This window comes from Corynebacterium sp. HMSC074C04, assembly GCF_001838295.1.
GTDB lineage: Bacteria > Actinomycetota > Actinomycetes > Mycobacteriales > Mycobacteriaceae > Corynebacterium > Corynebacterium amycolatum.
Genome location: NZ_KV836270.1, coordinates 482,479 through 505,002, shown reverse-complemented (window position 1 = coordinate 505,002; position 22,524 = coordinate 482,479). Strand labels below are relative to the sequence as shown.

Here is a 22,524-nt window from a genome sequence, read left to right as displayed (position 1 = left end):
ACCTGAGAGAATCCACATCCTGAGTTGAAATCCCAGGTCAATGGTGGACATGGTGGAGGAATGACGAATCCACCAGAGCATGAAATACAACAAGAAGTAGGGGAGTCAGTCGTCGGCGAAGTCAGGGCCGACGATTCTCACGCTCCCGTGAACCTCGGGGTTACCATCCCCGCCGTTGTCGCAATTCTGGCAATCATCGTCTGGGGCCTGGCGTGGCCGGATAGTTTCTCTACGTTCGCATCTAGCTCTCTGAACTGGGTCGTGGAGAACATCGGCTGGCTGTTTATCTTGGCCAGTACCGTCTTTGTCTTCTTCATTGTGTCCATCGCGATTTCCAAGTTCGGTCACATCCGCTTGGGCAAGGACAACGAGAAACCCGAGTTTTCCACGCCTAGCTGGATTGCCATGATGTTCGCCGCCGGTATGGGCATCGGTCTGATGTTCTACGGTGTCGCTGAGCCGCTGACCTTCTATCGCGATGGCGTGCCGGGCCACGAGCCGAAGGAAGTCGGTACCGCCATGGCTTCGACGATGTTCCACTGGACTCTGCACCCGTGGTCGCTCTACGCCATCGTCGGTCTCGCAATTGCTTACTCGACCTACCGCCTCGGCCGAAAGCAGCTGATTTCGGCGGCGTTCATCCCGCTCATCGGCGCACGTCGCGCTGAGGGATGGTTGGGCAAGCTTATCGACGCGCTTGCGATTTTTGCCACCGTCTTCGGTACGGCAGCTTCTCTCGGTGTTGGCGTACTTCAGATTTCCGCCGGTTTGGAAATCAACGGGTTCAACGCCATCAAGGGCGCACCTTTGTGGATTGGTCTTATTCTCGTTCTGGGCTGTGCCTTCTTGGCCTCTGCACTGTCGGGCGTGGGCAAGGGCATCCAGTACATCTCGAACTTCAACATGGTTGCCGCAGGTCTGCTGGCTCTGCTGGTGTTGGTCCTCGGCCCTACCGTGGTGATTCTGAACCTGATTCCGACCTCCATTGGCAGCTACCTGGATTCCTTCTTTGAGATGGCCTCCCGCTCCAGTGCTTCCGCTGACGGCACCGCCGGTGAATGGCTCTCTTCCTGGACAATCTTCTACTGGGCCTGGTGGATTTCCTGGTCGCCGTTTGTCGGTATGTTCATCGCACGTATTTCTCGCGGCCGTACTATCCGTGAGTTCGTCTTCACCGTCGTCGCAGTTCCGTCGATTGTCTCTGCAGTGTGGTTCTCCATCTTTGGTGGCACCGCCATTACCCACGAGCAGCAGGGTGCGTCCATCTACGGTGACGGTTCGGCCGAGAGTCAGCTGTTCAATCTGCTGGAATCCTTGCCGGGTGGCGCGATTACCTCGGCTATTGCAATGATTCTGCTGGCTACCTTCTTCATTACCTCGGCGGACTCCGCCTCCACCGTGATGGGCACCATGAGCCAGTTCGGTCGACTCACAGCGTCGCGCACGGTCACTGCTATGTGGGGTATCTTCACCGCTCTGATTGCCATCGTCCTATTGGTCACCGGTGGCAGCGATGCCCTGTCGAACCTGCAGAACATCACTATTTTGGCGGCAAGCCCGTTCGTCATTGTTATCTTGGCGCTGATGGTTGCGCTGGTTAAGGGGCTTTCCGACGATCCGATGTACCTCGATGACAAGGAACAGCGTCAGTTTGCCCTGCGCATGGCTCGTGAGCGCCGCTTGGCGGAAGCGGCCGAACAGCGCGAGCGCCGCCGTGCTCGTAAATTGCGCAATTAGCTTTCCAACAGCAGCGGTGCGGCCTTGGCCTCAATCTCGGCCCATTCGCCCTCGGGTGTAGACCCGATGGTGATGCCACCGCCGATGCCAGCTTCGACCCGAACTCTCCCCGAGTTCGGGTCTTTTGTGTACTCAGCGGTACGAATACCGACATTGAGCTCAAGTGCATCCCCATGGGCCGCACCAATCGCGCCGCAGTGAGCGCCACGGGGTTCGGGTTCCCATTCGCGCAGAAGCTCAATTGCTCGCAGCTTCGGTGTACCGGTGACTGAGGCCGGTGGGAAGCAGGCTTCGATGAGCTCAGCGTGGCTGAGCTGATCGGGAAGTTCCGCGGAAACTGTGGAAAAGAGGTGCCACACGCCCGGTGCCGGACGCACACTGAGCAGGTCTGTGACCTTCACGGTGCCGGTCTTGGCAACTTGACCGAGGTCATGGCGCACCAGGTCGACAATCATGATGTTCTCGGCGACATCCTTGTCGCTGCGCAATAACTCGTTCGGGGACCGGTCAGCGGGAATCGTGCCTTTGATGGGAGTTTCAGTCACGCTTGTGCCTGCGCGGATGAGGAACTCCTCAGGGCTCAGCGAGGCCAGGATTGGAATTCCAACGTCGAGATTGCCGGGCAAGAATGCTGCTCGAGCCGGTTGATACCGCGCCACGCGGGAGGAAAACCACGCGCCGGCGTGGGCTAGTGCAGAGTCGCTCGCTGCCAGCTCCGCGTGAAAGCGTGTGGAAATGCAGGTTTGATACACCTCGCCTGCGGCAATTGCCTCCTTACAGTTTGTCACCGCAAGCTGGTGGTGTTCTCGGTCGCCTTGATCCCACTCCAGTGGTGTGGCCGCGGGGAGCGCGTCGGCACGCGTGTCTTCGTGCGAGTAGTTGATGGCCTCCTGAAGGGCTTGGAAATCCGGATTGAAGGGGTCACCGGTGCCGGGGCCGTCGAAATGCCACGTGCCGTCGTCGGCAAGCAACGCGACGCAGGTAGCGACCCCGTGCGCGCTGGTGCCGGAGTAGGGGCGGAACCCAAAGATCCACGCATCGGGGTCGGGGCTGGTGAAAAGCGCTGCCGACTCGCAGGCAGTGAGCTCGACGTTGGCGGCGAGAACCGCGCGATAACCGAACCAGGAGCCGATGAGTGCGGCGGGACGATGACCGGCAGCGATAAGACGCGCCAGCGCAGTGGTCGCACGCGAAGTGAAGTCAGCAGCCGAGCCGGAGGAGGTAGACCGAGTGGACATAGAACATAAGCGTAGTGACTGCGCATGCGTGCGATGATGGTAGGGGACAGTTCATGTGGACTTCATGAGGACTCCGTAAGGGACACAGTTCATCGCGATGGCAGGTCATCTATTACCCTGTTAGATATGTCTCGCATTTTCACAGCAGTTGCGTGGCCGTACGCTAACGGTCCGCGACATATCGGCCATGTTGCAGGTTTCGGAGTCCCCTCGGACGTTTTCGCTCGCTACCAGCGAATGATTGGCAATGACGTGCTGATGGTCTCCGGTACTGATGAGCATGGCACGCCGCTGCTTGTGCAAGCAGAGAAGGAAGGCGTTTCTGTCCAGGAATTGGCCGACCGTTACAACCGCCAGATTGTGCAGGACCTCGCGGGTCTGGGGCTTTCCTACGACCTGTTTACGCGCACTACCACGCGCAACCACTACGCGATTGTCCAGGAGCTCTTCCGCGGGCTCTACGAAAACGGCTACATGGTCAAGCAGACCACGATGGGGGCGATTTCCCCGTCGACCGGGCGCACGCTGCCGGACCGTTACATCGAAGGTACCTGCCCAATTTGTGGCGCTTCCGGTGCCCGTGGCGACCAGTGTGACAACTGCGGTAACCAGCTTGACCCGGCCGATCTGATTGATCCGGTGTCGAAAATCAACGGCGAGACCCCGAAGTTCGTTGAAACTGAGCACTTCTTGCTCGACCTGCCAGCGCTGGCAGAGGCCTTGACCGAATGGCTTCAAGAGCGCAAGGACTGGCGCCCAAATGTGCTGAAATTCTCCCTGAACATCCTGAAGGACATCCGTCCGCGCGCAATGAGCCGCGACATTGACTGGGGTGTTCCGATTCCGCTGGAGGGCTGGTCGGAAAACGGAACCAAGAAACTCTACGTTTGGTTCGACGCTGTCGTCGGTTACCTATCCGCTTCCATCGAGTGGGCCTGGCGCATCGGTGACCCGGAAGCGTGGCGCAAGTGGTGGAATGACCCGGAGGCGCTGTCCTACTACTTCATGGGCAAGGACAACATCACCTTCCACTCCCAGATTTGGCCGGCTGAGCTGCTGGGCTACCGTGGCGAAGGTTCCCGCGGAGGCAAAGTCGGGGAGCTCGGTGAGTTGAACCTGCCGACGGAGGTCGTCTCCTCGGAGTACCTGACCATGTCGGGCTCGAAGTTCTCCTCTTCCAAGGGCGTTGTCATCTATGTGAAGGATTTCCTGGCGGAGTTCGGTCCGGATCCGCTGCGCTACTTCATCGCCATGGCTGGTCCGGAAAACCAGGACACCGACTTCACCTGGGATGAGTTTGTCCGCCGCGTGAATAACGAGCTGGCCAACTCCTGGGGAAACCTGGTCAACCGCACCGTGTCCATGGCTTTCAAGAACTTCGGTGAGGTGCCAACTCCGGGCGAGCTCACCGACGCTGACCGTGAACTGCTCGACCTGGCTGAGCGCTCCTTCGCCGAGGTGGGTGACGCACTTGCGCTATCCCGTTTCCGCGCTGGTATCACTGCCGCAATGCACCTGGTCGGGGAGGCGAACGCCTACATTGCTGCGCAGGAGCCGTGGAAGCTGGCGAAGGACGAGTCCCAGCGTGAGCGTCTCGCCACTGTGTTGTGGACAGCGCTGCAGGTAGTCAGCGACGCCAATGTCCTGCTGACCCCGTACCTGCCGGAAAGCGCGCAGAAGGTCTTCGAGACCCTGGGTGGCGAGGGCATCTGGGCCGCAATGCCAGAAGTCCAGGAAGTCCAGGACGACATGCCGGTCGAACCGGTCGGCGCAGACTTGCCGGCAGAGGGCAGGAGCTACCCAATCATCACTGGTGATTACGTCAATCAGAAGGCCGCCTGGCATCGCTTCGACATTGAGCCGGGTACGCAGCTTGCAAAGCCGAAGCCGATTTTCTCCAAGCTCGACTCGGAGTTGGCTGAGCACGGCCCTGAGTGGGCACAGGTGAAGTAGGGGCGCAGTAGAGGAATGGGAAAGCGCAAACGCAAAATTGCAGAACCCGCGGAGTATCTCACTCCGCTGTTTGACGCCCACACGCATCTCGCGTCCTGCGGGGCGCAAACTCCGGAGGAGATTGCGGCTCTCATGGACCGTGCCGCCGCAGCGGGCGTCGTCGGAGTTTGCACGGTCGGCGATGGCATGCCGGAAACCGAACTGGCCTTTACCGCCGCACACGCGCACCCCAACGTCTGGGCCGCCGCTGCCATCCATCCGACGCGCGCACACGAGCTTGACGACGACGCCAAGGCCCGTCTGACCGAAATGGCTGCCGACCCCAGGGTTGTGGCCGTGGGCGAGACGGGATTGGATTGGTACTGGTTGGATTCTCTCGACGGCTGCGCGTCGAAGAGCGAACAGCTGGCTGCGTTGCAGTGGCATATGGAGCTCGCAGCAACCGTCGGCAAGCCGTTGATGATTCATAACCGCGACGCCGATGAAGATCTGATGGCGGCGTTGGACGGCTATGAGAACACGGTCATCTTGCACTGCTTCTCCTCGCCCATTGAGGTTGCCCGCGAGGCCATTGCGCGCGGTTACCTGCTGAGTTTTACCGGAAACGTGACCTTCAAACGCAATGATTACCTGCGGCAGGCTGTGGCTGAGGCGCCGGCGGAGCAGCTGCTGGTGGAAACCGATGCCCCCTACATGACCGCGGAGCCGTTCCGAGGTGCGCGCAATGAGTCAACTTTTATCGGTCATCAGGCGCGTGCGATGGCTGCGGCCCGAGAAATCGGGGCGGAGGAGATGGCGCAGATTTTGACGGATAACGCACGTCGGGTGTACGGCATTTAAGCACGTGTCGGCGTATTCTCGCCCTGAGCTGTGGAAATGCAGCCGGGGCGGTTTGTTGTATTTCCCGTCACTTTTATCGATATATTTTAGACAACACTGAATCTTTACCGTACTGTTACAAACTGTATTTCTTTCATCTGATAGCTGCCCATCCTCCGAAAGGCTGTGACGAACCCCGTGAGTGCTGCGAAGAAGCGTCATCTCAATCGTGCTAACGACGGAGTCTCCACTTCGTCCAAGATCGCTGCTGGCGGTCTGGTCGCTGCTGTTGCTCTGGGTGGCACTGTCGCAGCATCCAACTACGACACCCTCACCGTCGAAATTGACGGCAAGGTCGAGCAAATTGCAACCTGGTCCAAGGATGACAAGGCCATTTTGGAGAAGGCTGGTGTCGAAACCACCGGCGGAGACCTGGTTCAGCGTCAGGGCGACCTCACGGACGGCGGCAAGCTGGTCTACCGCTCTGCCAAGCCGGTCACGATGATTGTCGATGGCAAGCCGCAGGAGCACAAGACCAATGCCATCACTACCGATGAGCTGATTGAAGGTCTGAAGAAGCAGGGGCTCATCTCCGATAAGGACAAGGTCGAGGTCGAAAAGGGCGAGATTTCCGCTAAGGGGGTCGAACTCGACGTCGTTCGTGCCAAGAATATTGTGCTTCACGACGATGCCAAGGACATCGACCTGACCGTCCCGGCTATGACCGTCGGTGATGTACTGGCACAGCGTGGCATTGAGCTGCGTGAAGACGACCCCGTTGAGCCGGGTCTGGATGCGCCGGTCACTGAAGGCATGCGCATCGCGCTGTCTCGTCTGATTGATAAGACCATCACCGAGACTGAGGAAATTCCAGCTCACGAGAACATCATTGAAGATGATTCGATGTTCGAAGACGAGCGCATCGTTGAGCAGGAGGGTGAGCCGGGCCAGGTAGAACGTCAGGTCAAGGTCACCTCTCGCGACGGCGAAGAGCTCGGACGCGAGGTCCTGGAAGAAAAGGAGCTAAAGGCTCCGGGTATCTCCACTATCCGCCAGGGCACTAAGTCTCGCATCGCAGCTCCGGCCGCTGGCTACGGTGTGTGGGATCAGCTGGCCCAGTGTGAGTCCGGCGGTGACTGGGCTATCGATACCGGTAACGGTTTCTCCGGTGGTCTACAGTTCACCGATTCCACCTGGGCAGCTTACGGCGGTACTGAGTACGCACCGCGCGCATCGCAGGCTTCCCGCGAGCAGCAGATTGCTGTCGCTGAGCGCGTCCAGGCTGGTCAGGGTTGGGGTGCATGGCCCGCTTGTACCGCTTCCATGGGGCTTCGTTAAAGCTAGTTCAGACTAGCCAAACGAGCTAAACCTATTTTTTCTTTTGACCCCGTAGTATCTAACTGTGACTAAAGCAGAAGTTTCTTTCCTGGGGCCGGTCGAAGTACGTGACCTGGCGGCGCAGTTGGATATTGTCCCGACGAAGAAATTGGGGCAGAACTTCGTCCACGACGCCAACACCGTGCGTCGAATTGTCGCTGCGGCGGACTTGCCGGAGGATTCCTACCCTGTTGAGGTCGGTCCCGGCTTGGGCTCGCTGACCCTGGGATTGCTCGAACACTGCGGCCGTGCCGCGGCTGTCGAAATCGATCCGCGGTTGGCGGAGCGTTTGCCCCAGACAGTCGCCGAGCGCGCCGAGGGCTGTGAACTCGAGCTCATTGAGAAAGATGCGCTGAAGGTCAGCCGCGAGGACTTTCAGACCTCGCCGGATGCACTGGTGGCTAACCTTCCGTACAACGTTTCGGTACCGGTACTGCTGCACATGCTTGCCGAGCTCCCCACCATCCGCCGCGTGCTCGTGATGGTGCAGTCTGAGGTCGCTGACCGGCTGGCGGCTCAGCCGGGCTCCAAGATTTACGGCGTCCCCAGCGTCAAGGCCGCCTACTACGGCACAGTGCGTCGCGCCGGTGCCATTGGTCCGCACGTCTTTTGGCCGGTCCCGAAGGTTGATTCCGGGCTCGTTCGCATTGACTGCTACGCCCGCTCCGACGCTCCTGAGAACTCCAATGCCGCCGATGCCCCCGAGGCTCCGTGGGAGATTTCGCCGCAGTTCCGCGCGCGACTTTTCCCGCTTATCGACGCTGCTTTTGCGCAACGCCGCAAGACCCTCCGTGCGGCCCTATCAGGGATTTACGGATCTGGTGCCGCAGCCGAAGAGGCGCTTATGGCAGCGGGGATTGACCCCAAGCAGCGAGGAGAGAAGCTCGAAATTGCTGATTTCGTTCGCCTCGCTGAGGTCTCACGAGACCAGCGCTTTTAACAAAGGACAGGCGATCGTTCCCCATGCACCGTGACGACAACCCCAACAGGGCCGAAATCGGCCGGCGCGAACCGCGCGGCCTGGCTTGGACTAAGTTCTGGCCTGACGACGACGGCTGGGTGTGCAACTGCATAGTTTTCCGAGGCGACCGCTTGCTGCTTCTGCTGCGTGAATACGAGGGCTTCCTCGGGGGACAGTGGGATTTGCCCGGTGGCAAGCTCGACGCGGGGGAGGAGCCCGCGGAGGCCGCTGTGCGCGAACTGCGTGAAGAGGCCGGCCTGCGCGCAGCGGAGGTCAGCGAATTTGCCCACTATTCCAATCCGGACTTGGGCGGGGAGAATTTCCGCTTCCACACGGTGACCTTTCTAGTACGCGAGGCTGACGACACGCAGAATGTCCAGCTCAGCGGCGAGCATCCGGAGTTTAAATGGGTAACCCGAGAGCAGTTCGATGAGCTGCCGGTGGCCTGGTATGTCCGGCGTGTGCTTGGCAAGGTCGAATGGGGCACAATAAATACTCATCATGGCGAATCTGATTAATTGCGAGAATATTTCTAAGTCCTTCGGGCTCAAGACTCTGCTCGACGGCGTCAGCCTCGGCGTTCAAGAGGGCGACCGCATCGGTGTTGTCGGTTTGAACGGTGGCGGCAAGTCCACACTGCTGAAGATTCTGGCAGGCGTGGAGCCAGCGGACTCCGGACGTATTTCGCGAGCCAACGACATGACCATGGCGCATGTCACCCAGGGCGCCGAGCTCGACCCGAATTCCACCGTGTTCGAGTGCGTCATTGCACCGCTGGGACTCGCTGAACACGAGTGGGCAGGAAATGCTTCCATCCGTGAGGTCCTCGATGGCATCGGTATCAATGACCTCGGTATGGATACCAAGGTCGCCAATCTCTCCGGTGGTGAGCGCCGTCGCGTTAACCTGGCGGCCGCACTGGTCCGCGATCTTGATCTGCTCATTCTCGATGAGCCAACCAACCACCTCGATATTGAGGGTGTGCAGTGGTTGGCCGATCATGTTCTTTCGCGCCGGGCAGCCCTGGTCGTCGTCACGCACGATCGTTGGTTCCTGGATACCGTTGCCACGAAAACGTGGGAAGTCCACGACGGTACCGTCGATTTTTACGATGGCGGTTACAACGACTGGACGTTCGCGCGTGCCGAGCGTGCGCGCCAAGCCGATGCCGCCGAGCAGCGTCGCCAGAACCTTGCGCGTAAGGAACTCGCGTGGTTGCGCCGGGGTGCGCCGGCCCGCACCTCGAAGCCTCGCTACCGCATCGAAGCAGCTGAGGCTCTCATCGCCGATGTCCCGGCGCCGCGTGATTCCGTGGAGCTGATGGCGTTTTCGCGGCGTCGACACGGCAAGGTGGTCGTAGAGCTAGAGCATGCGTCCCTGGAAACGCCCGATGGTAGGGAATTGCTTAACGACGTCACGTGGCGTCTGGCCCCCGGCGAGCGCATTGGCCTGGTCGGTGTCAACGGCTCGGGTAAGACGACCTTGTTGCGCGCATTGGCGGGAGACTACCCCTTAAGCGATGGCAAGCGGATTGAGGGCAAGACGGTGCGCCTGGGTTGGCTGCGACAGGAGCTCGATGATTTGCCGCTGGATATGCGTGTGCTCGACGCTGTGGAGGACGTGGCGACCTACATTGACCTGGGCAGGAAGCAGATTAGCGCCTCGCAACTGGCGGAGCGACTGGGTTTTTCCCCGAAGCGGCAGCGCACTCCAATTGCAGACCTCTCCGGTGGTGAGCGTCGCCGCTTGCAACTCACACGCGTGTTGATGAGTGAGCCGAACTTCCTGCTGCTCGACGAGCCGACGAATGACCTGGATATTGACACGCTGCAGGAATTGGAAGATCTGCTGGACAATTGGCCGGGCACACTGGTGGTCATCTCTCACGACCGCTACCTGATTGAGCGTATTGCCGACTCGACCTGGGTCCTCTTCGGCGATGGCGAGCTGACGAACTTGCCTGGCGGGATTAGTCAGTACCTCCAGCGTCGCGCACAGCTGGCCGACTCGGCCGCTAGTGGCGGTGCCTCTCAAGCAAATGCCGGTAGTCCGCAGACCCGTGGCGCAGCTTCAGAGGAGGATACCTCGAAGCTCTCGGCCGCGGAAGCTCATGCTGTCCAGAAGAAGATGAGTGCCCTGGAGCGGAAGATGGCGAAGCTCAGCCAGCAAGAAAGTGAACTGCATGCGCAGATGGCGGAAGCGAGTGCTGATGTAGCCAACTTGGACACACAAAAGCTGGCGGACCTCGATCGCCGTGCTGCGGAGGTGGCTGAGCAGAAGGCAGAGCTGGAGATGGAGTGGCTGGAGCTAGGGGAGCAGCTCGAGGGCTAGCACCTCACTTCAGCTACTAGCCGAACACCCTAGGTATGAGCCGGGTACTCGTGGTCAGCGTGCCCGGTTCTTTCAATCTGCACCGTGGCGTGTTCAATCCCGTGGACGTCGTGAAGCAGTGCCTGCGCACGGTCGAGTAATACGTGCTCGTCGCCATCAGGGAGCGTGTCGCAGCGCACGAGGTGGACAGAAGCCAACAGGTCATTGCCATTGAGGGACCAGACGTGGAGGTCGTGGACATCGGCCACTCCATCCAGATCAGACAGGTCAGCAGTAATTTTCTCGGTGTCGACGCCCTCCGGGGTGTACTCCAGCAGCACGTGAAGGCAGTCGCGCACCAGAATGGCAGCGCGCGGGACAATGAAGAGCGCAATCACGATAGAGACCACCGAGTCGATGGCCGTCCAACCGGTGTATGCAATAGCGATAGCGGAGATAATGACGGCGACCGAACCAGCGGCGTCGACAAGCACATGGAGATATGCGCCGCGGACGTTGACGCTTTCCTTGGCAGCACCCGCGAGCAGAAACGCCGCAATAACGTTGGTCAGCAGGCCTATGACCGCGATGATGAGCATCGACATGGTCTGAATTTCAGATTGTTCCACTGACCCGAATCGCCGGATTGCGCCCCAGAGAATCACAGCGGCAATGATGAAAACTGTCAGCCCGTTGACGAGAGCAGTCAGAACTTCAACACGACGGTACCCGTACGTCGCGCGGTGATTGGCTCCGCGCTGGGCGATAGCCAAACCGGCGACCGCCATAAGCAAGCCCGCGGAGTCCGTCACCATATGGCCGGCATCTGCCAGCAGCGCCAGTGAACCCGAAACCAAGCCACCGATGAGCTCGGCGAGAAAAACGACAAGAGTTAGACCCGCAGCCGCGAGCAGGCGGCGGGCAGGAGTATTCGCGGGGTCAAAATGAGCGTGGTCATGGCCGTGACCGTGGCCGTGTGAATGACCGTGGCCGTGTGAGTGGCCAGAGTGTTCAGTCGTGTCCATAACCCCTAATGATAACAGGGTTATTCAGCCTCCGGAAGATAGCTGTCAGCCCACGCATAAATCAGGTCAGCGGCACGCGCAGCGGACTTAGCGCGAGTGAGCAAGTGGTCCGCGCGATCCAAGCTCATCAGGGATTTTGGATAGCGAGATACCTGGAAAATTTTCTGTGCACTGTCGATACCGACGGTTTGGTCGGTCGGGGAGTGCAGAATCAGAAGCGGCTTGCGCAGCTGGCTGAGATAGACCTCCGGGTTGTAGTCCGCCAACACTTCCAGGAACTCACGGGAGATGGGAATGCCACGACCTTCAATCTGCAGAACCTGCGTGCCGTGCTCATCGACCGTCGAAATGTCCCCGGCGATGCGCACAATCGAGTGTGCCGGATCGAAGGGTGCACCGATTGTCGCTACCGCCTTGACCTTCGGCATATCGTGGCCGGCGTTCAGTGCCGCTGCGCCACCGAGCGAATGCCCAATTAGCAGTGACGGCGCCTCGAATTCTGCCTCCATGAACTTGTAGGCAGCCTTGAGGTCATCAATGTTGGTCTGGAACGTCGTCTCGCCGAAATCGCCAGTGGACTGCCCAAGGCCAGTGAAGTCGAACCGGAACGCTGCAATGCCCTTCTTCGCCAGCGCCTTACAGGTGCGTGACGCGCCGGGCACCATCCGATTACACGTGAAGCAATGACCAAATAGCGTCCACGCGCGTGGCTTACCGTCCGGCAGATCAATCGATGCAGCTAGAGTCTCGCCTGTCGATCCCGTGAATTTTAGGTGCTTTGTTGGCATAGGTTATATCCGCGTCTCAGTGTGTGCTCAATGTGTGTACGTTTTCGCTTTACGACGCCCGTTGTGGTGGCGACCGTACGCAATATTAAGCCCGGGTGCCACAAATAAGTGAGGGATTGGGCGAAAAATTCGACCAATCCCTCAATCTCCTAGTGGCTGTGAGTTAACGCACCGGAACCCCTGGCCCCAGCGGAATGCCCGCGAGGTACCACACGACAAAGAATAGGAACCAGCCCACCATCATGCACAGCGAGTACGGGATAGCCAGCGACATCAGCGTGCCGACCCCCGCAGGCTTGTAGTACTTCTGCAGGAAGGTCAGTGCCAGCGCAAAGTACGGCGACATCGGTGTAATGATGTTGGTCGGGGAGTCACCAATACGGAATAGCTGCTGGGAGACCTCCGGGGAGACGTTGACGTACATCAGCATCGGCACTACGACCGGCGCCATCAACGCCCACTGTGCGGAGCCCGAGGTAATCAGCAGGTTGAGAACAGCCACCATCAGGACGAAGGCAGCAAAGAGCAACAGCGGCGGCAGATCCGCCTTGGTCAGGAATTCGGAGCCCTTGATAGCGGTCCACTGGCCGATATTGGACCACTTGAAGTAGGCCGTGAACTGCGAAACAGCGAAGAAGAGCACCATCATTGTGGTCAGTGTGCCCAGGCCACGTTCCATGAAGGCGGGCACATCTGCAGAGGAGGTGATGGTCTTGGCGCCGATGCCGTACGCAATACCGACCACGGCGAAGAAGAGGGCAATGGACACCACGACGTCGGTAAGCAGCACGGAATTCAAGATGCCGTCGCCTTCGCCGCGCAGAGGCGAACCCGGGATGAACAGAGCGGCGAACCACAGCGCAAGGAAGATAACAGCGGCGATGTTGCCGTAGCGCAGGCCATGGCGTTCGGAGTCGTTTAGAACGAGCTTATCGCGGCCGCTGTTGGAGCTGCTAGACGCGGTGTCCTGCTCCTTTTTCTTAGCGTTTTCCTCAGCAGCCTCCTCCGAAGCGCCCGGCTTAGTGAACTCGGCAGCTTCGTGGTCAATATGATCGTCGTGGATGGTCTTTGCCACGTGCTTGGTGATGAACAGCTCAGTAACAGCCGTAATAATCAGAGCCAGCACAATGGACGAAGCCATGGTGAAGAAGTAGTTGGCCAGAGGTGAAACCACGTATTCCGGATCCACGAAGTGCGCCGCATGCGTGGAGATACCCGCCAGCAGCACATCGGTGATGTTGAGCACCAGCGACGAATTGAACCCGGCTGACGAGGCGGCAAAGGCGACCATCGCACCGACAATGGGGTTACGACCAACTGCGGCGAATGAGGCGGCACCCAGCGGAATGAGAATCACGTAGACGGCATCAGAAGCGATCGAACCAGTCACGCCGGCCAGTGCGACAATGAATGTCAGCAGGACAGGGGAGTGCACCTTGGAAATTGCCGCGCGGATTGCCGAGCCGATGTAACCGGAGTACTCCGCAATTGCGACACCGAGCATGCACACCAGAATCAGGCCAACTGGTGCGAAGTCCGTGAAGTTCGTTACCGCCTCAGAAACCATCTTTTGCAGGTACTCTGCGGTAGCAAGGCTTTCCACCTCGATGATGTCACCCGACGCGGGATCCTTGGCCTGCATACCCGCAGCCTCACCGAGCCACGAAGAAACGATGACTACACCGGCAAGAATCACGAATAGCCAAAATGGATTTGGCAGTGCGTTGCCGATACGTTCCAGTGTTGCTAGGAACCCCTTTGGCTTCGGTGGCGCTTTGTCCGGTTCCAACGTTTTTGACTGTCCCATATATATATAAAGATCCCTCTGTGTTAGACGTTGGTAAAAGGTTAGGGGAAAGTAAGTTGCGTCACAACGTAAAAGGCCAGAGGCATATGTATGTCGGGTGCGAGCAGGCGCATAAGGGAAAGTTAAGGGAATAGCTAGGGAATAGCTGTCGTGCACCTTCTTCGACTAGAGTTAAGCAGGTTATGGGCAAGAAGAAGTCGAAGAAAGAAAAGGTCAGCGCCAACAACGCGGTGGTGGCCACCAATCGTCGTGCCCGCCATGACTACAACATTCTGGACACCTACGAATGCGGTGTCGTTCTCGTGGGCACTGAGGTCAAGGCGCTGCGCGAGGGCAAAGCATCGCTTAACGACGCCTTCGCGACCATCGACGACGGCGAAGTGTGGCTCCGCGGGCTGCATATCCCGGAGTACTCCTACGGTTCGTGGACTAATCACTCACCGCGTCGCTCGCGCAAGCTGTTGTTGCACCGCAAGGAGATTGACACCCTGTGGGGCAAGGTCCGCGATGGCAACAACACGCTTGTGCCCCTGAAGCTGTATTTCACCGACGGCCGCTTGAAGGTCGAGCTCGCACTCGCCCGCGGTAAGCAGGACTATGACAAGCGCCAGGACATCAAGCGCCGCACGGAGGAGCGCGAAGCTACTCGTGCGCTGGGCCGCCGTGTAAAGGGCATCAAGGGGTAGCGTGCTTTGCGACGAGGTTTGTTGACTTTTCTCGTCGTAAAGCGTTATTCTTGAACATCCTTTGAGTGCTACGCACATTCCCGCGCTCGAAGGCGTTGTATGGGGCTGACATGGTTTCGACACCGTACAGTGAGCCAGGGGAAGCGTGCCGGTGCAGGCTAGAGACCACCGTTTAAGCGTCGTAGCAACTGATTAAGCGCCGAGAACACTCAGCGCGACTACGCTCTCGCTGCCTAATTAAGCGACTAGCGTGTCTGTCAGGCCGGGCTTGCCCTTTGGCCCGGACCCTGGCATCGACTTAAAAGGGCTCGCCCGATGGGTGTGCCGTAAGGCTCATCGGGGATCTTCTTACTTGCGGCTGGGCCCGTCATTCGGACATGTTTGCCTGAGCCGAAGGGTCGAGTAGAGGCGATCGTGCGAACTGCGCACGGAGAAGCCCTGGCGAGTTGGCGGTGGACCCGAGTTCAATTCTCGGCAGCTCCACAGATTAAAATCCCCGGTCATTACGGCCGGGGATTTTGCTTTTATATTTTTTATATCGTGTAGTCGCTTTTCCCATCATCCGTCAATGGAACGCAGACAATTCGGATCCAAGCCTCCAAGTCGGCGGCAGATTCGCAGTACCAGAAGATTATTGCACTACTGCAGGAGGTTATCGACCTAGCAACAATTCTCTACGCCCTCCGCGCGCTGAAGGGAAGAGAACGCGTTAAGGTCACTGCAGAAGCGGACGTGGCGGAAGCGAAAGTGTAAAAACTGGAGCCCGCAGCGCAAGGGATAGCAAAACCCTCGACCACACTTTTCAAAGCGGGACCGAGGGTTTTTACATTCCAAAACGCCTGAGCGGCGTCGGGCAACCTTAGAAGGTGCTCTTGTAGACGTTGGCGATGGTGGTGCCAGTAACTGCCGAACCGTGGAAGGTCGGGTGGTTGGTCATGTTGTAGGAAGCAACGTCAGTATCCAGAATTGCCGAGACTTGACGCTCACCGTCCGGGCCGCACATTGCGACATCGATGTTGGCAATGTTCTTCATGTTGACGAAACCGATGCCGGACTCATTTGCAGCGCGCTCCTGACGGTTCTGCAGAGCCATCTCAAACTGGTGCATGCCGGCAGCCGGAATGTGCGGTGCAAAACCTGCGGCGTTGACCGGGCAGGCGTAGTGAGTCGGGTCATTCGAGGTGAAAGCTGGGTAGCCAATCAGCATGACGCGAGCAGTTGGGTTAGCGGCCTTGATTTTCTGCACCGCGGCAACAACGTTGGTGGTGTACAGGTCATCCTGAACCGGCATTGGCAGCACAGCGCCCTGCATTGCGTCATTGGCGCCAACGTAGATGGTCACCAGCTGGGTAGCCGGGCCGAGGGAGCCCTGAGCGATAGCGTTGTCAACCTGGCCCATCAGGGACTTCTGCGGCTGAGTCGGCATGAAAGCGGTAGTGCCGTTGCAGGAGTAGTCGTGCAGTTCAAGGCCAGTCTCGCGAGCAACGTGAGAGCCGATGTTCGAAACCGAAATTGGGCAGCCACCACGGCCCGGCACGGCCGGATCGGACTGGCCCGGGTTAGCAGCGAAGGAATCGCCGAAGGCAACGTAGTTACCAGTAGGAAGAGCGTTGGCAACACCACCAGTCAGGAGGGAGGCTGCCAGCGCAGAAGCTGCAGCTGCCGAGGCTGCTGCACGGCGAACAACGTTGTTCTTCATAATTTAAAACCTCTTAGTTGAAAACCAATAGAAGGAAAAACTCGCGCTACACTCGCGATTTCTTCGCCACATTCGCCCGTCCCTGGAAGAATCCGAGTCCAACAGAACCCAGTCCGACAGAACCCTGAGCGGATACTTAGAGACGCGCCTTTATCACTTTGTTATACAACTAGGTTCTAGTCCTGATGTCAACCGGAATCAGCTAGTTATAAGGATATTCGGCGCTCTTAATGTCTCTTGTCTGTCTCTTATCGCTGGTAGGTGGATTTATGAGTTACTTCCGAACGTGGAATACAGCGCAGCGATGACACCATCGGCTACCCCAGAACCATCCTTTAGTTCAATCTCATCTTCAGCGAAGGGACCACGCTCATCCAGCTCCGCTTCCGTGGGGCGTGGCTGAATCAGCGTTAGGTGTGGCCCCTCACTGATAACGCCACTGAAAAGACGTGCCTGACGAGCCGCCTCGCCATCCGCCTGTGCCCGCACCTCGTCTACGGATGCTCCCTCAAAACTGTCCGCTTGCTCCGGGGAAAGGACTATAATTTCCTGCGCTAACACGGCACCGACGACACCTGCCGGCCACGATGTTCGAGCGATAAAGTCCGCCAACTCAGGGCTACCACCTTCAATTCCCTCGGGGAGAGGCTCCTGCGCAACGACAGTCAGCGGGGCGCTGTCAATCAGCTCGTCGGCAAGCACGTCGGCAAGCGCGGCGGTGGGGACGAGGGCGAAGAGACTCGGAGCACGGTCCCAACCTTCGGCGTGGACGTATTCGACAGCCTCGCGCACGGCGCGATTGAGTGCCTGCTGGCTGAGATGAGTCTGTGTGCCGTTGTTTTCGCTCATGACGCTTGACGACGCCCCTTTCCTGGCAACGCTGTTTAAACAGCATCCTTAGTCAATTGTTAGGAACTTTATTTAGAGTAGATGACAGATAAGCGTACGTTCGACTTGCCAGCTCGCTGGTAAGTCAAGCTCAACTTGAACAGGAGAGACGTTGTCTCTAAACCAGACTCGACCGAGACGATCGGCGGGTGGCCGCCCGGGGTGGCTGGCAATTACCGTGTTGGTGATTGCCGCGCTGACCTTTGTTATTCCCATCGCCGTCAATTTTTATACGGACTTTCAGTGGTTCGGTGAAGTGGGCTATCGAGGGGTATTCGCCACCACGTGGCTCACTCGTATTGTCCTGTTTATCACCGTAGGCCTAATAACGGGTGCACTGACATTTCTATCTATGTGGTTGGCGTGGCGCTCGCGTCCCGTCGACCTCGGGCTGACGGATCCACGCAGCCCGCAGGCAGTGTACCGACGGATGGCTGAATCTGGTTCGAAGTCGATGTTCACCACGCTGCCCGTTGTATTCGGCGTACTCGGTGGCCTTGTGGGGCAGGGCAATTGGCAGACGGTGCAGCTGTTCTTAAACCGGCAGTCCTTCGGTGAGACTGACCCGCAGTACGGCAAGGACTTGGGCTTCTATGCATTCCAGTTGCCGCTGTGGTCGTACATCGTTTCGACGCTGGTTGTCCTGGTAGTTATTGCGTTCCTGCTGTCGCTGGTGACACATTACTTCCTTGGTGGCATCCGCCCAGGTAACCCGACTACAGGGGAGAAGACCCGCGTTTCCAATGCGGCTCGTGCGCAGTTGGCGTGCTGGGCCGGTGTTTTCATGCTGCTCAAGGCTGTGTCTTACTGGCTGGACCGCTATGAGCTGCTGAATAACAAGCAGAAAACCTTCACCGGTGGTTCCTACACCGATATCAATGCGCTGCTGCCGGCAAAGATTACGCTGCTGGTCATCGCAATTGTCGTGGCCGCTGCATTCTTCGCTTCTATCTTCCTGCGCAACCTCTCCATTCCGGCGTTTGCCACAGTGCTGATGCTGGTCTCCGCGGGGCTGATCGGCGTGGCCTGGCCGATGGCAGTTGAGCAGTTCTCGGTTAACCCGAACCGCGCTTCCAAGGAACGTGAATACATTGCGCGCAACATTGAATCGACGCGCTACCACTACGGGCTTACCGACGACAAGGTGAAGGTCGAGCGCGACTGGGGCGTTCCGGCTGAAAAGGAAGGCGATAAGGAGGCGGCAAAGGAAGGTGCGGATTCGATTTCGCGCGATGCCGCGACATTGGCCAATATCCGAATCCTGGATCCGGAGGTCCTGCCGCGTACTTTCACTCAGCAACGTCAGCTGAAGAACTTCTACGGTTTCTCCGATCCGCTTGCCATTGACCGCTACCAGATTGATGGGGAGTCCCGTGACTTCATTGTCGCTGCTCGTGAGCTGAACCCGCAGACTCTGCAGGGCAACCAGACTGACTGGATTAACCGTCACACGGTCTACACTCACGGCAATGGTTTCGTTGCTGCGCCGGCTAATAAGGTTGACGAGGTTGCCTCCGAGTCCGGTTCCGCCCGCGGTGGTTACCCGCTGTACACCGTGGCTGACCTGTTCGAGTCCGAGGACCCGAACGGCATGAACCTGAACCTGAAGCAGCCGCGTATCTACTACGGTCCGGTTATCGCCAACAGCGATGCCGACTACGCGATTGTCGGTGGCAATGGTGACGGCAAGGACTACGAGTACGATGCTGACGGCCGAAACTTCACCTACGACGGTGAGGGCGGTGTTGGCGTTGGCGGACTTGCCAGCCGCATGATTTTCGCCACCCGTTACCAGGAACTCAACATCCTGCTGTCCGACCGCATTGGGTCGGACTCCAAGATTATCTACAACCGCGATCCGCGTGACCGTGTTCAGAAGGTCGCCCCATGGCTGACTACCGACACCAAGACGTACCCGGCTGTAGTCGATGGCCGTATGAAGTGGATCGTCGACGGCTACACCACGCTGGCCAAGATGCCGTACTCCCAGCGCATGAGCCTCCAGGAAACCACGCAGGACTCCATTAACCCGGATGGCACTCCACGCCCGCTGCCGAACAGCGAGGTCAGCTACATCCGCAACTCGGTCAAGGCAACCGTTGACGCCTACGATGGCACCGTTGAGCTCTACGAGTTCGATGAGAAGGATCCGGTGCTCAAAGCTTGGGAAGGTGTCTTCCCGGGTGTGGTGAAGCCGAAGTCGGAGATTTCCGAGGAACTGCAGGAGCACCTGCGTTACCCGGAGGACTTGTTTAAGGTTCAGCGCGAGCTGATGGCCAAGTACCACGTCAGCGATCCGGGCGTGTTCTTCGCCAATGACTCCTTCTGGTCTGTCCCGTCCGACCCGACCGCACCGGAAGACAAGAACCTCTCTCAGCCGCCGTACTATGTTGTCGCTTCCGATCCGGAGAGCGGCAAGCCGAGCTTCCAGCTGATCTCTGCATTCCGTGGACTGGAGCGTGAGTTCCTCTCCGCTCAGATGAGTGCTTCCTCCGAGCCGGAGACCTACGGCCAAATCACTATTCGTGCTCTGCCGACCAACACCCAGACCATGGGTCCGCGTCAGGCGCAGGACACGATGATGTCCGCAGATGAGGTCGCCCAGGACCGTACCCTGCTCGAGGGTACGAACGTGGTCACCAACGGTAACCTGCTGACGCTGCCGGTCGGCGATGGCGAGATTCTCTATGTCGAACCGGTCTACACCCAACGCAAGGGGCAGGAGACCGCATTCCCGAAGCTGTTGCGTATTCTCGTCGCTTACCGCGGTCAGGTGGGCTACGGCGCTACGGTCACTGAGGCTCTGAGCCAGGTTGGTATCGATGCTTCCGCCGTGACCAAGGTCCGCGGTGAGGAAGAGGCTGAGGAGCAGCCGTCGGATAAGGACAAGGACGCCGCCGACGCTGAGTCCGACGACGAGGCACCGAAGGAAGAGCGCAAGGTTGATGTCGCCGCGCGTGACGACGCCGCTCGCCGTATCTCCGACGCGCTAAAGAAGCTTAACGACGCCCAGAAGAACGGTGACTACGCAGCCCAGGGCCAGGCACTTGCCGAGCTCGACCGCGCTGCCGCTGACTACCAGAAGGCCAACGGCCAGTAAGGTTTACAGAGAGTAAGGCTTGCAACGGGAGATTAGCCGAGAATCATAGGTTCTTATGGTTCGCAGAGTCCCCAGGTTGTAGCGAAACTGGCTATGACCTGGTGATTGGTCTTTGTTGGGGGTGCCGTGCTACAGTTACATCTCGTTGGCCGGAGAGGTCAGCACCCGCTGTGAGTGCTTGTAAAAGCCAGGACAGTTGACGCGGGGTGGAGCAGCTCGGTAGCTCGCTGGGCTCATAACCCAGAGGTCGTTGGTTCGAATCCAGCCCCCGCCACTAAGAAGAGACCCCTACCGGTGTAAACGCTGGTAGGGGTCTTCGTTATTCGGGGGTCAAATCACCGCTTGGGGCTTAAGCCGTTGGGCAGTCGTTGGGTCTGACGAACTCGCGCACTTCACAACCGGGCATTGAAGGACGGTCGTCAAAATGCAGCGTGAGGCGCTGCTCGATTAGTCGGCCTGAAGGTACTTAGCTTGAGGAGTTGCTGGGTTGATTCTGGCCGATTTGCCTCAGCTCATGTACGCGCTGCTAGCTTTCGGTTTCACATATCGATGAGTTATTCACTTATGGATACGCTGGAGCGCATCGATGGGTGAATCATGCATCGATAAGTGAGCGCAATACTGGCAAAACGGTGGGCAGACAGCTGACAGACAGCTGCCAGACAGGCTTGGACTCCCACGGTGGGCTCGAAATGTGGGCGGATGTGGAGTGACTCGTTCCTTTTTTTCGCCCCTTCATAAAGAATTCTACGAAGTCTTGGCTTTCGATTTCTTCAGCCAGATCATTGGCGGAATCAACAGAGCCAGGCCACCGATAAGTGTGACCTCACCGAATCGTCGATTCTTAGAAAAATTGGAATAAAACCATAGGATTATCTCACGATTGTACGTCAGTTACCGAGAGATTTTGTGGCTTCGGTCACTATTAAGTTCCTCGCATGCACGATAAAAGCCGCCTACCCAGTACTTTCCGGGGAGGCGGCTTGTGGTTGTGGTTAGACGGTTCTACTGTCGGCCATTCCTAATGCGCGACCAGGCTGCTGCGACAACCAGGCCAACGCACGCGATGGCGAGGTAACCCCACATGTGATCGGCGCTGGTCTGAATGGTCTTTGGCGGAGCAGGAGTGTTCTCCGCGGTCAGCACGCTTTCTGTGTCTCGGCCAGAGGTGATGTCATCGATCCAGTCAGCCGTGCCAGCGAGGGTGGTGATAGCTGCGCTGGGGGAGGGTAGGTCAGGATCGCCATTGGAGGTTCCGGCAGTAGCCAGGCCCGCGAGCTTGCCGTCGACGAAGAACGGGCCGCCGGAGTCACCGCCCTGCATACCCGCGCCAGAGACGGAATGTGCGTCCAGGATGGCGCTTTGAATCATTGGCATCATGGCAGCGTCGGCTGGGATGCTTTCCGTTCCTGCGGGGATCGACTCGGTTTTGGAGTCATCTGGCTTTACTGCATCCGGCTTAACTGCACCCGGCATTGCTCCGCCTGGCTGCATCTCCATTGATTCCATGGCATCGCCCGGAACAGCTTCGCCCGGAACAGCCTCACCTGGAGTGGCCCCATCTGGAGCAGCCTCACCTGGAGTTCCATCAGCCGGTGCTCCGCCCAGCAGTTCCTTGACGACCATCTTGGTCATCGGGAGCTGCCCTGATCGCGCCATGGACGAGCTGCTGCTCCATCCGTAGAGGGTTCCCGTCTGCCCAGGTGTTGGGATATCGCGGGAAACCTTCGCGGGTGTTGCGTCAGTGACCTTTTGAGTCAGGTGAAGCAACCCCGCATCAGACATGGGAGACAGCGCCCAAGAATCGGCATCGTAGACCTTCCCGCCGATGCGGGCCTGGGTCCCTTCGTTGTTCACAGACTCCAGGCAGTGGCGTGCAGTGAGTACCCACTGGTCGGCAACCAGCGTTCCGGTGCAGTCGCCGAAATTGCCGATTTTGCCAATCTTCAGCGCGGCCACAGAACTGCTTTCAGCATTTGCGGGTGCGGGTTCGCCGTTTTCCAATGCAAGAGCTGGGGTTGCAGATAGAAGCAGGGTGCTGCTAACAATTGCTGCGATGGAAAAAGATGTTTTCTTCACGGTTATTTCCCTTTCCCAGAAGGAACAATGGCCTTGATTGCGGTGGCAACGAGTTTT

The 22,524-nt window shown here is 58.6% G+C and carries 16 protein-coding genes, 1 tRNA gene and 1 other RNA gene; 11 read left to right on the top strand and 7 right to left on the bottom strand.

All coding sequences use genetic code 11. The features are described 5' to 3' along the window. Positions 1-60 precede the first annotated feature (60 nt). Complete coding sequence (locus HMPREF3011_RS03490; RefSeq protein WP_038626318.1) at positions 61-1,737, top strand: BCCT family transporter; 1,677 nt, start codon at positions 61-63, stop codon at positions 1,735-1,737. Here the strand turns inward: HMPREF3011_RS03490 and HMPREF3011_RS03485 are convergent. After that, positions 1,734-2,975 (bottom strand): aminodeoxychorismate synthase component I, encoded by a 1,242-nt coding sequence (locus HMPREF3011_RS03485; protein WP_038626316.1) that lies wholly within the window; start codon positions 2,973-2,975, stop codon positions 1,734-1,736. The two genes, HMPREF3011_RS03490 and HMPREF3011_RS03485, sit on opposite strands and share 4 nt — an antisense overlap. 126 nt (positions 2,976-3,101) lie before the next feature. On the opposite strand from HMPREF3011_RS03485, the gene metG reads away from it, so the two are divergent. The 6 genes from metG (at position 3,102) to HMPREF3011_RS03455 (ending at position 10,416) form a co-directional block, all read left to right on the top strand. Beyond that, entirely contained in the window at positions 3,102-4,928 is a 1,827-nt protein-coding gene (metG, locus tag HMPREF3011_RS03480) for a methionine--tRNA ligase (RefSeq protein WP_038626314.1), read from the top strand. 15 nt (positions 4,929-4,943) lie between these two features. Beyond that, positions 4,944-5,768 (top strand): TatD family hydrolase, encoded by an 825-nt coding sequence (locus HMPREF3011_RS03475; RefSeq protein ID WP_038626313.1) that lies wholly within the window; start codon positions 4,944-4,946, stop codon positions 5,766-5,768. 177 nt (positions 5,769-5,945) lie between these two features. Beyond that, the gene (locus HMPREF3011_RS11600) at positions 5,946-7,085 is read left to right on the top strand and encodes a resuscitation-promoting factor (RefSeq protein ID WP_070841140.1); all 1,140 of its coding nucleotides are present in this window, start codon (positions 5,946-5,948) and stop codon (positions 7,083-7,085) included. A gap of 64 nt (positions 7,086-7,149) precedes the next feature. Beyond that, a complete protein-coding gene (gene rsmA / locus HMPREF3011_RS03465; protein ID WP_070560143.1) occupies positions 7,150-8,064 on the top strand; it encodes a 16S rRNA (adenine(1518)-N(6)/adenine(1519)-N(6))-dimethyltransferase RsmA in 915 nt (304 codons plus the stop codon). Between the two features lie 23 nt (positions 8,065-8,087). Further along, positions 8,088-8,603, top strand: coding sequence for an NUDIX hydrolase (locus tag HMPREF3011_RS03460; RefSeq protein WP_070560141.1), 516 nt, complete (start codon positions 8,088-8,090; stop codon positions 8,601-8,603). Then, positions 8,587-10,416 (top strand): ABC-F family ATP-binding cassette domain-containing protein, encoded by a 1,830-nt coding sequence (locus HMPREF3011_RS03455; protein WP_070841139.1) that lies wholly within the window; start codon positions 8,587-8,589, stop codon positions 10,414-10,416. The genes HMPREF3011_RS03460 and HMPREF3011_RS03455 overlap by 17 nt, the downstream gene beginning before the upstream one ends. A 29-nt stretch (positions 10,417-10,445) precedes the next feature. Here the strand turns inward: HMPREF3011_RS03455 and HMPREF3011_RS03450 are convergent, their stop codons facing one another. The 3 genes from HMPREF3011_RS03450 to HMPREF3011_RS03440 form a co-directional block, all read right to left on the bottom strand. Further along, complete coding sequence (locus tag HMPREF3011_RS03450) at positions 10,446-11,420, bottom strand: cation diffusion facilitator family transporter (RefSeq protein WP_070560136.1); 975 nt, start codon at positions 11,418-11,420, stop codon at positions 10,446-10,448. 20 nt (positions 11,421-11,440) lie between these two features. Continuing rightward, positions 11,441-12,208: an alpha/beta hydrolase family protein gene (locus tag HMPREF3011_RS03445; RefSeq protein ID WP_070841138.1), complete on the bottom strand. Its 768-nt coding sequence runs from the start codon at positions 12,206-12,208 to the stop codon at positions 11,441-11,443. A gap of 163 nt (positions 12,209-12,371) precedes the next feature. Continuing rightward, complete coding sequence (locus HMPREF3011_RS03440) at positions 12,372-14,015, bottom strand: AbgT family transporter (protein ID WP_080972824.1); 1,644 nt, start codon at positions 14,013-14,015, stop codon at positions 12,372-12,374. Between the two features lie 182 nt (positions 14,016-14,197). Between HMPREF3011_RS03440 and smpB the strand changes: the two genes are divergently transcribed. Together smpB and ssrA are read left to right on the top strand one after the other, a co-directional pair. After that, positions 14,198-14,701, top strand: a complete 504-nt coding sequence (gene smpB / locus HMPREF3011_RS03435) for an SsrA-binding protein SmpB (RefSeq protein WP_038626299.1) — start codon at positions 14,198-14,200, stop codon at positions 14,699-14,701. A gap of 101 nt (positions 14,702-14,802) precedes the next feature. Then, positions 14,803-15,187: a transfer-messenger RNA gene (gene ssrA / locus HMPREF3011_RS03430) on the top strand. A 373-nt stretch (positions 15,188-15,560) separates the two neighbouring features. Here the strand turns inward: ssrA and HMPREF3011_RS03425 are convergent. Both HMPREF3011_RS03425 and HMPREF3011_RS03420 read right to left on the bottom strand, forming a co-directional pair. Next, a complete protein-coding gene (locus HMPREF3011_RS03425; RefSeq protein ID WP_038626297.1) occupies positions 15,561-16,400 on the bottom strand; it encodes a GDSL-type esterase/lipase family protein in 840 nt (279 codons plus the stop codon). Positions 16,401-16,667: 267 nt separating this feature from the next. Beyond that, positions 16,668-17,249: a PPA1309 family protein gene (locus HMPREF3011_RS03420; RefSeq protein ID WP_049180920.1), complete on the bottom strand. Its 582-nt coding sequence runs from the start codon at positions 17,247-17,249 to the stop codon at positions 16,668-16,670. Positions 17,250-17,400: 151 nt separating this feature from the next. Here HMPREF3011_RS03420 and HMPREF3011_RS03415 point away from each other — a divergent pair, with 151 nt between their 5' ends. Continuing rightward, a complete protein-coding gene (locus HMPREF3011_RS03415) occupies positions 17,401-20,388 on the top strand; it encodes a UPF0182 family protein (RefSeq protein ID WP_049180921.1) in 2,988 nt (995 codons plus the stop codon). Between the two features lie 200 nt (positions 20,389-20,588). Beyond that, positions 20,589-20,662, top strand: a tRNA-Met gene (locus tag HMPREF3011_RS03410). A 731-nt stretch (positions 20,663-21,393) separates the two neighbouring features. On the opposite strand, the gene HMPREF3011_RS03405 is transcribed toward HMPREF3011_RS03410, so the two are convergent. Further along, positions 21,394-22,467 carry a trypsin-like serine protease gene (locus HMPREF3011_RS03405; protein WP_038626283.1) on the bottom strand — a complete coding sequence of 358 codons (1,074 nt, stop codon included), beginning with the start codon at positions 22,465-22,467 and terminating at the stop codon, positions 21,394-21,396. Positions 22,468-22,524 lie beyond the last annotated feature (57 nt).